Origin of the sequence: Propionibacterium acidifaciens DSM 21887, from assembly GCF_000426605.1 — a bacterium.
Taxonomy (GTDB): Bacteria; Actinomycetota; Actinomycetes; order Propionibacteriales; family Propionibacteriaceae; genus Propionibacterium; species Propionibacterium acidifaciens.
Map to the genome: position 1 here is coordinate 35,414 of NZ_AUFR01000001.1, position 14,771 is coordinate 50,184.

General features: G+C 69.5%; 12 protein-coding genes and 1 other RNA gene. 9 read left to right on the forward strand and 4 right to left on the reverse strand.

Annotated features, from left to right (window positions below):
- Positions 1-3: 3 nt before the first annotated feature.
- The 3 genes from K336_RS13225 to K336_RS0100185 all read right to left on the reverse strand — a co-directional run bounded on the left by K336_RS13225 (position 4) and on the right by K336_RS0100185 (position 2,678).
- Entirely contained in the window at positions 4-999 is a 996-nt protein-coding gene (locus K336_RS13225; RefSeq protein WP_021797189.1) for an amino acid ABC transporter permease, read from the reverse strand.
- The gene (locus K336_RS0100180) at positions 996-1,892 is read right to left on the reverse strand and encodes a transporter substrate-binding domain-containing protein (RefSeq protein ID WP_021797187.1); all 897 of its coding nucleotides are present in this window, start codon (positions 1,890-1,892) and stop codon (positions 996-998) included. Before K336_RS0100180 ends, K336_RS13225 begins: the two co-directional genes overlap by 4 nt.
- Positions 1,893-2,216: 324 nt before the next feature.
- On the reverse strand, positions 2,217-2,678 hold the full coding sequence (locus K336_RS0100185; RefSeq protein ID WP_028705982.1) for a GatB/YqeY domain-containing protein: 462 nt from the start codon (positions 2,676-2,678) through the stop codon (positions 2,217-2,219).
- A gap of 126 nt (positions 2,679-2,804) precedes the next feature.
- On the opposite strand from K336_RS0100185, the gene prfB reads away from it, so the two are divergent.
- From prfB to ssrA, 9 genes are all read left to right on the forward strand, one after another.
- Positions 2,805-3,923: a peptide chain release factor 2 gene (prfB, locus tag K336_RS0100190; RefSeq protein WP_028705983.1), complete on the forward strand. Its 1,119-nt coding sequence runs from the start codon at positions 2,805-2,807 to the stop codon at positions 3,921-3,923.
- A gap of 134 nt (positions 3,924-4,057) precedes the next feature.
- Positions 4,058-4,744 (forward strand): cell division ATP-binding protein FtsE, encoded by a 687-nt coding sequence (gene ftsE / locus K336_RS0100195; RefSeq protein ID WP_028705984.1) that lies wholly within the window; start codon positions 4,058-4,060, stop codon positions 4,742-4,744.
- A 92-nt stretch (positions 4,745-4,836) separates the two neighbouring features.
- On the forward strand, positions 4,837-5,751 hold the full coding sequence (ftsX, locus tag K336_RS0100200) for a permease-like cell division protein FtsX (protein ID WP_051245253.1): 915 nt from the start codon (positions 4,837-4,839) through the stop codon (positions 5,749-5,751).
- 177 nt (positions 5,752-5,928) lie between these two features.
- Complete coding sequence (gene smpB, locus K336_RS0100205) at positions 5,929-6,411, forward strand: SsrA-binding protein SmpB (protein WP_021796943.1); 483 nt, start codon at positions 5,929-5,931, stop codon at positions 6,409-6,411.
- A gap of 169 nt (positions 6,412-6,580) precedes the next feature.
- Positions 6,581-8,494 carry a DUF2207 domain-containing protein gene (locus tag K336_RS0100210; RefSeq protein WP_028705986.1) on the forward strand — a complete coding sequence of 638 codons (1,914 nt, stop codon included), beginning with the start codon at positions 6,581-6,583 and terminating at the stop codon, positions 8,492-8,494.
- A gap of 190 nt (positions 8,495-8,684) precedes the next feature.
- Positions 8,685-10,121, forward strand: coding sequence for a purine-cytosine permease family protein (locus K336_RS0100215; RefSeq protein WP_028705987.1), 1,437 nt, complete (start codon positions 8,685-8,687; stop codon positions 10,119-10,121).
- A complete protein-coding gene (locus tag K336_RS0100220; RefSeq protein ID WP_028705988.1) occupies positions 10,118-11,065 on the forward strand; it encodes a PfkB family carbohydrate kinase in 948 nt (315 codons plus the stop codon). Before K336_RS0100215 ends, K336_RS0100220 begins: the two co-directional genes overlap by 4 nt.
- 130 nt (positions 11,066-11,195) lie before the next feature.
- The gene (locus tag K336_RS0100225) at positions 11,196-11,660 is read left to right on the forward strand and encodes an excalibur calcium-binding domain-containing protein (protein ID WP_081660439.1); all 465 of its coding nucleotides are present in this window, start codon (positions 11,196-11,198) and stop codon (positions 11,658-11,660) included.
- 83 nt (positions 11,661-11,743) lie between these two features.
- Positions 11,744-12,112: a transfer-messenger RNA gene (ssrA, locus tag K336_RS17310) on the forward strand.
- Positions 12,113-12,493: 381 nt separating this feature from the next.
- Here the strand turns inward: ssrA and K336_RS0100230 are convergent.
- Complete coding sequence (locus K336_RS0100230) at positions 12,494-14,632, reverse strand: hypothetical protein (protein WP_155944932.1); 2,139 nt, start codon at positions 14,630-14,632, stop codon at positions 12,494-12,496.
- Positions 14,633-14,771: the final 139 nt, after the last annotated feature.

Genomic DNA, 14,771 nt, shown 5'->3' on the forward strand with positions numbered 1-14,771 from the left:
TCCTCAGCCGACCCACTCGTTCGGCGCCGCGTCCGGCGTCGTGCGCGCCGCGTTGATCGCGGCCTGGCGCGAGGTGCGCTGCCTGCGCCTGCCGCGCCGCGACAACCGGTCCGGGGCCTGCGAGTCGCTGCGCCCGTAGTAGGCCTCGAGCTTCGACTGGAAGAACATGAGGATCGACGTGATGACCAGGTACCAGATGCCGGCGACCACGAGGAAGGGGATCGGCAGCAGCGTCTGGGAGCCGTAGTCGGTCGCGACCTTGGTGAGCTCCAGGGTGAACGGGACGGCCGTGACCAGCGAGGTGGTCTTGAGCATCGAGATCGTCTCGTTGCCGGTCGGCGGGACGATGACGCGCATGGCCTGCGGCAGGACGATGCGGAGGAGGATCGTGCGCGGACCCATGCCGAGCGCCTGCGCGGCCTCCTCCTGGCCCCTGTCGACCGAGCCGAGCCCCGAGCGGACGATCTCGGACAGGTAGGCGGCCTCGTTCAGGCCCAGGCCCAGGATGGCGCACACACCGGCGGTGAAGACGTCGTAGGTGCGGAAGCTCCAGAACTCCGGCCCGAAGGGGATGCCCAGGCTCAGCCGGGGGTAGAGCACGCCGACGAGGCCCCAGAAGATCAGCTGGGTGTAGATCGGCGTCCCGCGGAAGAACCAGATGTAGAAGGTGGCCACGGCGCGCATCACCGGATTGTCGCTGCGGCGCATGACGGCCAGCGTCACGGCGAGGACGATGCCGATCGCCATGGCGGCGACCGTGAGGATCAGCGTCCAGCAGATGGCCCGGCCGATCTCGTAGGTGAACAGCATGGGCAGCACGAGGCCCCAGTGGTAGTTCTTGTTGGTGACCAAGCCGTGAACCGCCATGGCCGCCAGTACGACGATCACCGCGACGGCGATCCAGCGCCCCCAGTGGCGCAGCGGGACCGCGTGGATCAGCTGGGGGGCGTCCCCGGCGGACGGGGCGTCGGCGCTCGTGGCCGCTGACTCGTTGCTCATCCTTCGACCTCCGGGTTCACGACCGCCTGCTCGGCGACGTTGTCATCGATGCCCCAGGCCGCGAAGATCCGCTTCAGCGTGCCGTCGTTCATGAGGGACTGCAGGGCGGCCTGCATGGCGCTGGTCATGGCCGGGTCGTCCTTCGGGACGACGACGCCGAACGGGGCCATCTCGGTGACCTCGCCGATGGCCGAGATCGTGCCGCCGGTCCTGGAGACCGCGTAGTCGACGACGGGGGAGTCGGCCGACATGGCCTCGATCTTCCCGCCGACGAGGGCCTGCGTCACGGCGTCCTGACTGTCGTAGCGCTGGATGTCGGGCGGCGTCTGGCAGCGCGTGGCCTGCTCGGCGACCGCGTCGTCCTCCATCGTGCCGGTCTGGACGCCGACCGAGCGGCCGCAGACGTTCGTCGGGTCGAAGCCGGTCGGGTTGCCGGTCTGCACGGCCCATGCGATGCCGCCGAAGTAGAACTGGATCATGGTGAAATTGGACTCGCGCTCGCTCGTGATCGTGAAGGACGAGGCGCCCGCCTCGTACTTGGTCCCGATGGCCGGCATGATCGAGTCGAACTCGGCGTTCTCGACGCCCAGTTCCAGTCCCATGCGCCGGGCGACGGCCCCCATCATGTCGATCTCGTAGCCGACCGGGGTGCCGCCCTGCTGGAACTCGGCCGGGGCCCAGTACAGGTTCGAGCCGATGACCAGCCTGCCGTCCGCCGAGACCGATTCGGGAACGAGGGCCTGGACGGCCGGATCCGCCTGCACCGTCGAGGTGTCGTAGCCCGTCGTGCCCGAGTCGTTGTACTCGGCGATGACGGCGTCGGCCGACTGGCAGGCCGTCAATGACACCGCGCACGCCGCCGCCAGAGCGGCGATGGCTCTCCGTGAACGCACGAGCCCTCCTGCTGTGATTCCGGGTGGACCCGGGGCCCTCGGCCCCGGGCACCCACCGATGCGTGCGCACGCGCCGATCGATCGTGCGCATGCACCCATGATTATCGACCGCGGCCCGGCCCCGCGGCGCGCGCGTCCGGCATGTGCTCCCGGCCCGACCCGCGGACGCTCCGGGCGGGGTCCGCGCCGGAGCCCCGGGGCGCCTCCGGCGCGTCCCGCTGCGCGGCCCTGCGCTGCTCCGCGGCATCGCCCGGGGTCCGCACGGGTCTCGCGGGTGCTCCACGCCTGCCGCCCAGGGGCCGTTTCCGCGGCGGGACCCGTCGGTCAGCCGGTGATGGCCCTCTTCACCGCCGCGGCGACGGCCCGTCCCTCGGCGCGGCCGGCGGCGCGGGCGTTGACGGCCCTGACGATGGCGCTCATGCTCCTCATGGTCGGGGCCTCGTCACCGCAGACGGCGCGGATCTCCTCGGCGACCATGGCCGTCACCTCGTCCTCGGACAGCCGGGCGGGAAGATAGCGCGACAGGAGGGCGGCCTCGGCCGACTCCTTCTCGGCCAGTTCGGCGCGACCGGCGTCGGCATAGGTGCGGGCCGAGTCCTCGCGCGTGCGCACCTCGCGAGTGAGGATGCGCAGCTCCTCCTCGTCGCTCAGCTCGTGGGCGGGCCCGGAGACCTCCGCGTTCATGATGGCGGCGATCGCCATGCGGATCGTCGACCTGGCCTGCTCGTCCCTGGCCTTCATGGCCACCACGAGATCGGACTTGAGCTGGTTCTTCAACGCACCCACGGGAACTCCCTGTCGACTGTCGCGTCCCGGACCCGCTCCACGGGCCCGGCGGCCCATCCATCCTCCCACCATTCGCGCGGACCGCCCGTCCATGCCCGCCGGGCTCCGGCGGGCGGTGCCGTAGACTTGCTCGACGTGGCCCTGGATGAATTGAACGAACGGATCTCCCAGCTCGACAAGTCGCTCGCGTCGATCGAGTCGGTCGTCGACGTGCCGGCCAGGAAGGAGCAGATCGCCGAGCTCGAGGTCGAGTCCGCGGCCCCCGATCTGTGGAACGACCAGGAGCACGCCCAGCAGGTGACGAGCAGGCTCTCGCGCCTCCAGTCCGACGTCGAGCGCGTCGAGGGGCTGCGCGGGCGTCTCGATGACGTGCAGGTGCTCGTCGAACTGGCCGCCGAGGAGGGCGACGAGGCCACTGCGGACGAGGCGGACAAGGAGATCGGCTCCCTCGCCGAGGAGATCGAGTCCCTCGAGGTGCGCACCCTGCTGTCCGGCGAGTACGACGAGCGCGACGCCCTCGTGACGATCCGCTCCGAGGCCGGGGGCGTCGACGCGGCGGACTTCGCCGCCATGCTGCTGCGCATGTACGAGCGCTGGTGCGAGCGCCACGAGTACGCCTACGAGGTCTACGACATCAGCTACGCGGAGGAGGCCGGCATCAAGTCGGCGACCTTCACGGTCAAGTGCCCCTACGCCTACGGCACCCTCTCGGTGGAGCAGGGCACCCATCGACTCGTGCGCATCAGCCCCTTCGACAACCAGGGTCGGCGCCAGACGAGCTTCGCCGGCGTCGAGGTGCTGCCGGTCGTCGAGGAGACCGACCACATCGACGTCCCCGAGCAGGACATCCGCGTCGACGTCTTCCACGCCTCGGGCCCCGGCGGCCAGGGCGTCAACACGACCGACTCCGCCGTGCGCGTCACCCACCTGCCCACCGGCATCGTCGTGAGCTGCCAGAACGAGCGCTCCCAGATCCAGAACAAGGCGGCCTGCCTGCGGGTCCTCCAGGCGAAGCTGCTGGAGAGGGCCCGCGCGGAGCGCGAGGCCGAGATGAACGCCCTCAAGTCCGATGGCAACTCATGGGGCTCCCAGATGCGCTCGTACGTCCTGCACCCCTACCAGATGGTCAAGGACCTGCGCACCAACCACGAGTCGGGCAACCCCGACGCCGTCTTCGACGGCGACATCGACGCCTTCATCGACTCGGGCATCCGCTGGCGCCGCAGGGTCGAGCAGGAGAGCTGAGAGGCCCCGTCCGCGCGACACGCCGGGCGCGTCGAGCCGGGCGCCGGAACGGCTCCTCCTAGACTCGTGGGGAACCGTCGAGGGCTTCTGCGGCCGCGGCGGACCCGCCTCAGTCCAGCCGTCAGGAAGCAGCCGTGATCACATTCGAGAACGTCACGAAGGTCCACCAGAACCAGACGGCCCCCGCGCTGTCGCACATCGACGTGAGCGTCGACAGGGGGGAGTTCGCCTTCCTCGTCGGCGCCTCCGGCTCGGGCAAGTCGACCTTCCTGCGCCTCATCGTGCGCGAGATCCGCGCCACCTCCGGACGCGTCCTCGTCGACGGCCGGGACGTCGGTCGGCTCGGCCAGTTCCGCGTGCCGAAGCTGCGCCGCAAGGTCGGCATGGTCTTCCAGGACTTCCGGCTGCTGCCCGGCAAGACGGTCTACGAGAACGTCGCCTTCGGCCTCCAGGTGATCGGCCGCCCCAGCGCCGAGATCCGCCAGCGCGTACCCGCCACCCTCGACCTGGTGGGCCTGTCGACCAAGGGCGACCGACTCCCCGAGGAGCTCTCCGGCGGTGAGCAGCAGCGCGTGGCCATCGCCCGGGCCGTCGCCAACGACCCGCTCGTGCTCATCGCCGACGAGCCCACCGGCAACCTCGATCCCGCCACCAGCGTCGGCATCATGAAGCTGCTCGACCGCATCAACCGCCGCGGCACCACGGTGCTCATGGCGACCCATGACGCGATGATCGTCGACCAGATGCGCCGCCGCGTCATCGAACTCGACGCCGGCGAGGTCGTCCGCGACCAGTCCACCGGCGCCTACGGCACCGCATGAGCCCGCGGGCCCCCGGTCGTCCGCGCGGTCAGGACCGTCCGCCCGAGCCCCCGCACACACAGACCTCGTACACACAGACAAGGAGTCCATCGATGCGTCACACCCTGCGTGAGACCTGGTCGGGCCTGCGTCGGAACATGTCGATGACCTTCTCGGTCATCGTCACGATGTGGGTCTCGCTGGCACTGTTCGGCGCGAGCCTCATGACCATCGCCGAGGTCGACGAGCTCAAGGGCGAGTGGTACGACCGGATCGAGATCTCGGTCTTCCTGTGCAACCAGGACTCCGCGGCGAGCGGGGTCGGGGGCAACTGCGTCGAGGGCGGGGGCGTCGCCGACGACCAGCGCGAGGCCATCCGCACCGCGCTCGAGTCCGACCCGAACGTCGAGACGATCTACTACCAGACCAAGCAGGAGGCCTACGACGAGTTCCAGACCACCTACGGCGACAACCCGGTCAAGGACACCCTCACCGTCGAGCAGATGCAGGAGTCCTTCCGCGTCAAGCTCAAGGACCCGCAGAACTATCGGGGCCTCGTCTCCGAGCTCTCGGCGCTGGACGGGGTGCAGAACGTCCAGGACCTGCACCCGATCCTCGACCCCTTCTTCCGCGTCATCAACGCCCTCAAATGGGGCACGATGGGCATCGCCTGCGTGCTCCTGCTGGCCGGCACCCTGCAGATCGCCAACTCGATCCGCATGTCGACATTCACCCGGCGCCGTGAGATCGCCATCATGCGCCTGGCCGGGGCCTCCACCACCTACGTTCTGCTGCCCTTCCTGCTCGAGGCCCTGTTCGCCGGCGTGATCGGCTCACTGCTCGCCTGCGGCGTCATGGCGGGCCTGCAGTACTTCGTCGTCGACCGGCTCTCGCAGGCGGTCACGATCTCGCTCGGGATGATCGGATGGGCCCAGACCGGCCGGGCGATGCTCGCCGTGCTGGCCGTCGGCGTGGCCCTGTCCGTCCTGCCGACCCTCGTCGTCACCCGTCGCCATCTGCGCGTCTGAGCCCCTCGCGCCCGCCCGCGCTCCTGCGGTTGCCGGTAGGGTGGTGCCGCAGACGGGCCGGGCAGGGGCCGATGGTGCTATGCTCACCCGTTCGGGCGGCACCGGGCCCCGCCCGTTCGGACAGCGACACGGGTCTCGCCCCGATCGGGCGGACGGACATCGATGGAGGGAGCGGGCATGCCGCGCGAGAAGGGCGAGAGGATGATCGCCCGCAACAGGAGGGCGACGCACGACTACTCGATCGGCGAGCGCCTCGAGGCGGGCATCGTCCTCACCGGCACGGAGGTCAAGTCGCTGCGCGACGGGCGCGCCTCGCTGGCCGATGCCTTCGCCACCATCGACGACGGCGAGGTCTGGCTGCACCAGGCCAACATCCCCGAATACTCCATGGGCAGCTGGCGGCGCAGCCACACGGCCCTGCGCAAGCGCAAGCTCCTGCTGCACCGCCAGGAGATCGCACGTCTGGAACGCCAGCTGGCCTCCTCGGGCCGCACGCTCGTGCCATTGGCCATGTACTTCAAGGACGGCCGCGCCAAGGTCGAGCTCGCCGTCGGCACGGGCCGACGCGAGTGGGACAAGCGCCAGGCGATCCGCGAGCGCGACATGAACCGCGAGGCCCAGCGAGAGCTGGCCGACCGCACGAGGAGGGGCCGCCGCTGAGCGCCCGCACGACGAGGAGCACCCCCACTGGCCCCGGACACGCCTCGGGTGATCTCGTCCGTACCCCGAACGCCCCGACGACGGAAGGAACGATGTGAGCAGTTCGAATCATCCCCATGCCGACCGGTCTCGCCGCCGCGACGGCGCCCCGCATGGTTGGTCTGGTCGGGTGGGTGCGGTGTTGGCGGTGGTGGTGCTCGTGGTTGCGGGGGCGCTGGTGCCGGGTACGGCGCAGGCGCAGACGAACGACAGCGTCGATTCGTGGGACACGACGTTCACCGTCGGCACGGATGGCCTGCTCCGCGTGTCGGAGACGATCGTGTGGCGCTTCGGGTCGAACTCGGGGCGGCATGGGATCAAGCGGACGCTGCCGACGCGGGAACCGTTCGGTGACGAGGCCGACAAGAAGGACGCCGTCTACGACATCACGGATGTGTCGGTGACGAGCCCGGACGCGTCGGCGGCGTTCACGACGAGCACTGATTGTGAGCAGGGCGATCCCAGGGACTGCTCCGAGACGCTCAAGATCGGTGATGCGAACACGAGGATCACCTCGGCCACGGCGACGTACACGATCGGTTACACGGTGTCGGGGGCGTTGCGCAGCTCGGGGGACTACGACGAGCTCTACTGGGATGTCGTCGGCAGTGAGGCGCCCACGATCGACCGGCTCTCGGTGAGTGTCGAGGTGCCGGGCGGTGTGCAGGAGACGCGGTGCTACTCGGGTGCGGCGGGGACGAGCACGGAGTGCACGAGTCAGGCCGTCGTGGACGGCAGGGGGGTCTTCACGCAGGAGCCGAGGACGGCTGGGACGGTGACGACGATCGGGGCGAAGATCGCTCCGGGGCTTGTCTCCGACAACCAGCCCCACCTGGAGAAGGCGCGGATGTCGGAGACCGCCAAGGCGTCGCTCGCCTTTCTGGGCGTGGGCGGCTCCTGCACGATCGCGGCGATCGTCGGACTCCTCCTGTTCTGGCGAAACAGCCGGGATGAGCGTTTCGCCGATGTGCCGCCCGGTATGGTGCCGGCCGGCACCGATGATGCTCCGGTGCGTCCTGACAAGAAGTCCGATCATGAGACGATCCCGGTGCGGGTGGTTCCGCCCGATGTGCCGGTGGCGGTCGGTGGTCTGCTCATCGACGGGCGGATCGGGGCGCGGGAGACCTCGGCTGTGCTCGTGGATCTTGCTGTGCGTGGCGCCATCCAGTTGCGTGCCGAGGATGATGGGGAGAGGGTATATGCGCGGCTCGTGGACGCCTCCCGGGTCGACCAGCCGTTCGAGGAGGAGTTCCTGCGCACGATCTTCTCGAACGAGAAGGCCGAGCCCGGCGCCGAGGTCGCCCTGCACAAGCCGGGCGCGTTGTTGAAGGCCGGCGAGCAACTCAGCTCCGACGTCACCTACTCGGCCACGAAAAGCCGCCTCATGAAAAGCGCCGGAAAGGTCGGCGAGAGAGGCTCGGCCATGCTCTCGACGGTCCTCTGGTGGATGATCGGCCTTCCGATCCTCTTGGGCATGTTCTCCCTCGTGGGCTCCGGGGGCATGCAGTTCACGCCGACGAAGTCCGCCGCAGCGGCGTCAGTTGACCCCAGCGCAGCGGCGATCCTCGGCTTCGTCATACCGGCGGTCGTCTTCGGCATCGGTTGCTGGCAGATCCACTCCCGGGGTCAGCGCACCGCGCTCGGCAGGGCGTTCACCGACCAGGTCGACGGCTTCCATGAGTATCTGGCGACGGCGGAGGCTGACCAGATCCAGTTCGAGGAGGGTCGGGACATCTTCAGCGAGTATCTTCCGTGGGCGATCGCCCTCAACCTGACCAACCGTTGGGCGCAGATCTGTCGGCGACTCGCCGAAGAGGGGCGCCTGCCCGCCACGCCGCCGGCCTGGTACTACGGCGACCCCGCCTCCTTCAACTACGGCTACTTCGCCGGGAACATGGTGCGGTCCATGAGCGCCGGTTCCAGCCCCGCCCCCTCGAGCGGCGGCTCCGGCAGTGGTTTCGGCTCCAGCGGCGGCTCGTCGTTCAGCGGCGGCGGGGGCTTCTCCGGAGGCGGCGGCGGTGGCGGCGGCGCCAGCAGCTGGTGATGACCACCGCGGAGGCCCGTGCGACGCGGTCCGGTCCGCACGCATGATCCGATCCTGTCGGCGGTGTCACGAACACGGCGGGCGGGCCATCAGCCCTCCGAAGAGCGGTGCACAATGAGTGGGCCGCGCCCCGCCCGGGGATCCCCCCGGACGGGGCGCGCGGACCAGGACCCGCACCGAGGACACCCGCATGAACGACCAGACATCCGGCGGCGTCGGCCGCATCGAGACCCGGGGCATCGAACCGGTGCCCGACAGCGAGCGCCGCGGCGGCCCCGGGAGCCTGTTCTGGATGTGGTTCGGCGCCAACATGGGCGTGCTCGGCATCACGATGGGCGCAGCCCTCGTCACCCTCTACGGCCTCGACCTCGCGCAGGCGCTGCTCGTGACGATCGCCGGCTCGTGCGGCTCCTTCGCCCTGGTCGGCTGGCTGTCGACCACCGGCAGGCGCAGCGGCGCCCCCGGCCTCACGGCCTCGCGCGCCGTCTTCGGGGTGCGGGGCAACTGGGGGCCGACGATCGTCAGCTGGATCAGCTTCGTCGGCTGGGAGACGACGATGTGCACCACGGCGGGCTTCGCCCTGCTGGCCGTGCTCGGGATCCTCGGCGTTCCCGTCACGACGCCCGTCATCGTCGGGTGCATCCTTCTCGTCGTCACCATTGCGGCGGTCATCGGCCTGCTCGGCCATGCGACGATCATGTGGATCCAGAAGTGGCTCACATGGATCTTCGGCGCCCTCACGCTGGCCGTCGTCGTCCTGCTGGCGGTGACCGTCGACTGGCCGGCCGTCGGCGCCCTGCCCGCCGGCGGCCCCTCGTCCGTGCTCGGCGCCTTGGGCTACATCGCGGCCGGCACCGGCCTGAGCTGGGTCGCCGCCGGCGCCGACTACGCCCGCTATCTGCCCCGCACCGTCTCGTCCGCAGGCCTGATCGCCGCCGTCGTCGGCGGCGCCGGCATCCCGCTCGTCGTCCTCATCACGACCGGCTCGCTCATGGCCGGCTCCGACCCCGGGCTGGCCTCCGCGTCCGACCCCGTCGCCGCCATCGGGGCCAGCCTGCCCGCCTGGATGCTCGTCCCGTATCTGCTCGCCGCTGCCGCCGGCCTCATCGCGGCCGCCGATCTGTCGCTGTACTCCTCGGGGCTCAACCTGCTGACCGGAGGCATCCGGATCACCCGCATGGCCGCCGTGTGCATCGACGGCGTCCTCGTGCTCGCCGGCGGGCTCTACATCACCGTCGTCGCCGAGGACTTCTACGGCCCCTTCACCACCTTCCTCACGCTCCTCGCCGTGGGACTCACCGCCTGGGCCGGCGTCTGCGCCGTCGACCTGGCCACCCGACGGGTCTACGACACGGCGGGCCTCACCGACACCGCCAGGGGCAGCACCTACTGGTACACGGGCGGCGTGAACTGGGCGGCCCTCGGCCCCTGGCTCATCGCCATCGCCGCCGGGCTGTGCTTCACCACGGCCGCCGTCGGCGACGACGTGTGGTTCGCCGGCCCGCTCGCAGGCACCTGGCTGGGTGAGAACTCGATGGGCTGGCTCGTCGCCGGTCTGACGGGCGCGGCGCTCCACGCGGTCGGCCGTCGCCTCGTCGGGCGACCCGTCGAGACGGAGCGACTGTGAGCGGGGCGCGCGCCGGTCGGGTCGTCTCGCTCGAGTCGATCATCGTCGACCTCGGCATCGACGTGCCGAACCTGCCCCCAGCCGGCGGCGACGTCATCGCCTCGGGCTCACGGGCCCGGGTGGGCGGCGGCTTCAACCTGGTCGCCGCGGCGGCCCGGCAGGGGACGCCCACCGTCCACGCCGGACGCATCGGATCGGGCCCCCACGGACGACTCATCGCCGACGCCCTGGCGGGGGAGGGCATCACGGTCGCCGGACCCGTCGACACGTGCGAGGACTCGGGCTTCTGCATCGCCTTCCGCGCGCCGGGGGTCGAACCCACCTATGTGACGGTGCCCGGGGCGGAGAGCATGCTGAGGCCGGCGGACCTCGCCGGGATCCGCCCCGGCGCCGGCGACGTGCTCTGCGTCTCCGGCTACGACCTCATGTACGAGATCAGCGGCTCGACGATCACGGGCTGGCTGGGGGAGTGCGGCGCCGCTCCGCTGGTCGTCCTCGACCCCGGCCCGCTCGTGCTCGACATCCCCGTGGCGGCGCTGAGGGCCCTCACCGGTGTGCTCGACGTCCTGACGCTCAGCGCCCGTGAGGCCGTGCTCGTCGCCGGGGCCGGGCCGCCGGACGAGCAGCTGCACCGGACGGTGCGCCGGCGCCTCGGGCTGCGGGACGGGACGGTGCTCGTCGTCCGCGCCGGGGCGGCCGGTTGCACCTCGACCCGCGGCGGCTCGGAGGAGCCCGTCACGACCCCGGGGCGCGCTGTCGAGGCCGTCGACGTGACCGGCGCCGGCGACACCCACACCGGAGTGCTCGCCGCACGGCTCGCCGAGGGCGCCGCCCTCGACGATGCCCTGGCGGCGGCCAACGCGGCAGCGGCGCTCTCCGTCACCCGCCGGGGCCCTGCCACGGCGCCACGCCGCGACGAGACGGAGCAGTGGGGTCTCACCTGATGAACATCAGGGGGAACCCCCACTCATCCCTTGTTTAAAATTCATCTGGTGGCGCCGATGGGGGTTCTCGCGGCGGCGGTCGGGGCGCCACGGCCGCTCCGTCCTCATCCTGAGGGAAAGCGGCGTCACCATGAGTCTTCTCCACGAGCATCCGCTCGCCGTGGCCATCGGCACCGGCATCACGGCCCTGTTCATCGGCGTGCTGGGCGGGGTGAGCAGCGCGGAGCCCGCGTCGTCGGCCTCGTGCTCCCCGGCGGTGACGAGGACGGCCACCGCCACGACGACGGTGACGCCGAGTACGAGCCCCACTCCCGCGCCGACCGTCACGGTGACCGAGCAGGTGACGGCCACGGTGACCGCCCCGGTCCAGTACGCCGGCGCCGGTTCCGGCACCGACCAGGGTGCGGGCGGCGGGACCGCAGACACCGGAACAGGCGGGGGCGGCACCGGTGGAGGCTCGGACGCCGACGGCGGGTACGCCTACTACAAGAACTGCAGCGCGGCCCGCGCGGCGGGGGCGGCTCCGCTGTACCGCGGGGAGCCCGGCTACCGCTCAGAGCTCGACCGGGACGGCGATGGCGTCGCCTGCGAGTGAGCTTCGGTTCGGTGGCCTCGGCGCGTACACTTGCAGTGCAGCCGTTCCGCGTGGTTCGCCACCGGGTCGGTGACAACTCAACAGGGGGTGATCGGTTTCGACTGGAGTGGTAGCTCCAGGAGAAGCGGGCCGAGAATCCAGAGTCGTCTCGTTAATGTCCTCTGGGAACCAACAAGTGCCGACACCAATCGCACTGACTTCGCTCTCGCTGCCTGATCAGTGACCGAAGGGTCAGCCCGGACGTAGCCTTCCGTCCGGTTCCTGGCCTCATTCAGAAGGCTTGCTCAGTGGTCTGTGTCCGGGGGGATCGCTGGGGACTCCTCCCGGACTGGGCCTGGCCGCAACTCGTCGACGTGAGTGCGGGGGCCGAGCAGACCGTCAAGTCGACTGCGCCCGGAGAAGACCTGGTCCGCCTCGTCAGGACGCGGGTTCGATTCCCGCCACCTCCACGAAGAGCCTGCTGGCGTTGATGCATTGACGCGCCAGCAGGTCTTTTGTCGTTTGCATGTGCCATTTCGGCCCTGCGCGTGAGAGTTGCTGATTTCGGATCAAAACCCCTGGCTGGGGCGTTTTTATGCGCGCGAGAACAAGAAGGACGCCGGAGGTCACGACGGTTGCAGGCGGAGCTCCGTTAAGTCCGGGTGGGAGCCGAGCCCCCGAAGAAAGCGGCGGCCCTCGTCCGCTCAGGGGGGCTTGTGCAAAACCTTGACGCAATCCAAGTGAAACGTCTAGCCGGCGGGCTCATGGAATTGAATTTTGCATAAGCCTCCTCATGCATGGGAACACTACTCTTTATCGGTGTCCGAAAAATGTGAGGCGCTTCAGGAATTGGATTATTTCGCCGGGGGATCGGCCAAGCCGGGAAGGTTGTAGCGGTTGTCCAAAGGGTACTTCTGCGGATTTGTCTTGTGCTTGACCCGGTTCTCCTCGCGGTTCTTGAACCATGTCGTGATGGGGGATATCTCGTCATCTGTGGCGGGACAGTCCGCGTCGGGGTATTGGACGAGCGAATCGTCACTCCATCCGTAGGCGGAGCGGACGAAGGCCCGCACTGCCAGGCTCCTCTCGAAGTCTGCGGGCAGATCCTTGAGGAGCTCTGGGACGGCCGTCTCACTTGGGGCGGTTAGGCCCAGGCATCCCTCCAGGTCCCGATAGGTCTTGGCCAGTTCGACACCGCTGTGAACGATGACGGCGGTGGCCCTGATCTCGACCATCCCGAGGCCGAGGGGCTTGCCGAAGCCGAGCCTGTGATAGCCGACGACGGGAGACCTGCCGGTCCGTCGCTCGCCGTCGGGCACCAGACGCTCGGGGGTCAGCAGCCACACGAGGACGGCGAGCTCCTGCCTGGTCAGCCCCTCGAAGCTGATCGTCGTCGTGAAGGCGGCTCCCGGCGCGAGGTAGGAGCCGACGGCGGTCTCGCTGGGGCCCGGGGAGCCGGTCAGGGGCTTGACGTTCGGGATGGACTCGATCGACTTATCGATCTGCAAACGGTGAGACGGGTAGACCTTTCGGATGAGGCGCTGGTCGTCCGCGTAGGTCTCGCTCCGGGTCGTCTTTTCCGGGGGTGTCCTACCGTTCTTCCCATGGAGGTACGGCACGCCGGTCGATGGCTTCGGGCTGGCCAGCGTCGGCAGGATCCAGCCCGTGCTGTCGCCCTCCGGCAACCTGAGCCAGTTCTCGTCCTCGGGCTGCAGAGCTGGGGTGATCGGGTGGATCGTGATGCGTCCTCGTACTGCCGCTCCCTGGTCCTGCCCCTCGTCCTTGGTGTCGGCGACGAAGCCCCACATGCGGTCCGCAAGGGAGGCCTCGGCATAGCCCCGCGCTGGGGTGATACCGCCGGCCTCGGCCAGCTCCGCGGGCGTGCGCGCGCCGCTGCTGACGCGTCTGCCCACCTGGGACAGGGAGAGTCCGGTGATCGTGCCCGTGGAGTCGATGGAGGCGAAGAGGGGGACACCAGGGTCGGCGGCGGCCAGCCTTCTCAGGTACTGCTCGATCGCCTCGCGGTCCGCGCTGAGGCCCGGCCCGCCGTGGGACGCGTCGAGGATCGAGTGGATGAGCCAGGTGTTCGGGGCGTCGGAGCGGCGGGTCTTGGACTCGTCCGGTGCGCCGGCCTCATGGCGGCGCGCCTCCTGGCGTTTGAGGGTGCGGATGTTCTCCAGGTAGCTGTGGATGACCTCGACGAGGCCCGCCAGAACCCGTTCGGAGACCTCGCGGTAGGTTCGGTTCTGATCGTTGTCGAAGAAGATGAACTCGTTGTGCTTCGTGTCAATGAGAGGGTCTGAGCCCTCGGGGGTGAGTCGGACGACGTAGCCGGTGTAGGAGCGACCGTTGGTCTTTGAGCCCCGTTTGGTAGCACCGCAGAAGCGCTCGCCGTTGATGGAAGCCACGATGAGACGCTTTGTTTGGTAAAACCTCTCCTCCTGCATGGTGAAGGTGATCCTGCTGAGGTGAGGCGTCGCGGTTCTGAGCAGGCTGAGTCGTGCCGCGACGTCCTCGCGGCTCGTTCCGCCGTGGTATTTTTTCTTCCTATCCTTGACGGCCCCGGAGTACATGAGCCCGCCTGATTGGTTATACAGGGATGTACGGGAGTTCTCCGAGTTCGGCAGGACGACCGCGCACAGATACGGCGGCTCTTCCCACTGCCCCGGCTTGAGCCTTGGGTTCTTTCCGAGCATGATGCGCGCTCGCAGGCCGGTTCCCTTGCGAGCGCCTGGATCTGGGACGAGGAACACGGGGTAGAGAATCGCGGATTCCTGGGTGGTACGGCGGTGCGTGAGCACATGGTCATGGCCCGCGAAGACGCGCATGCGCGAGGCGGTGACCGCCTCGTAGGCGGAGGACAGGACGCCCTTGAGGGTGCTGACCGGGATGGACACATCATCCCAGTTCGTGGCACCGCCAGTAGCTCCGCTGCGCGAGGCGACGACGACCCGCCCGTCCTTGGTGCCCTGACCGGGAACGGTCGGGGACACAACTGTGAGGGATACGCGCAGCTCGCCCGAGAGATCATTCGGCCGGAGGTAGTCGTGCCCGGAAGGCGGGCGGTTGCCGACGAAGCCGTTCCGCCCAACGGCGTGCCAGTCTTTGACCGTTGGAATGCCATTGTATGCG

Coding starts and splice junctions, on each gene's coding strand:
- smpB (WP_021796943.1), top strand. CDS start 5,929: ATGCCGCGCGAGAAGGGCGAGAGGATGATCGCCCGCAACAGGAGGGCG.
- K336_RS0100215 (WP_028705987.1), top strand. CDS start 8,685: ATGAACGACCAGACATCCGGCGGCGTCGGCCGCATCGAGACCCGGGGC.
- K336_RS0100225 (WP_081660439.1), top strand. CDS start 11,196: ATGAGTCTTCTCCACGAGCATCCGCTCGCCGTGGCCATCGGCACCGGC.
- K336_RS13225 (WP_021797189.1), bottom strand. CDS start 999: ATGAGCAACGAGTCAGCGGCCACGAGCGCCGACGCCCCGTCCGCCGGG.
- ftsX (WP_051245253.1), top strand. CDS start 4,837: ATGCGTCACACCCTGCGTGAGACCTGGTCGGGCCTGCGTCGGAACATG.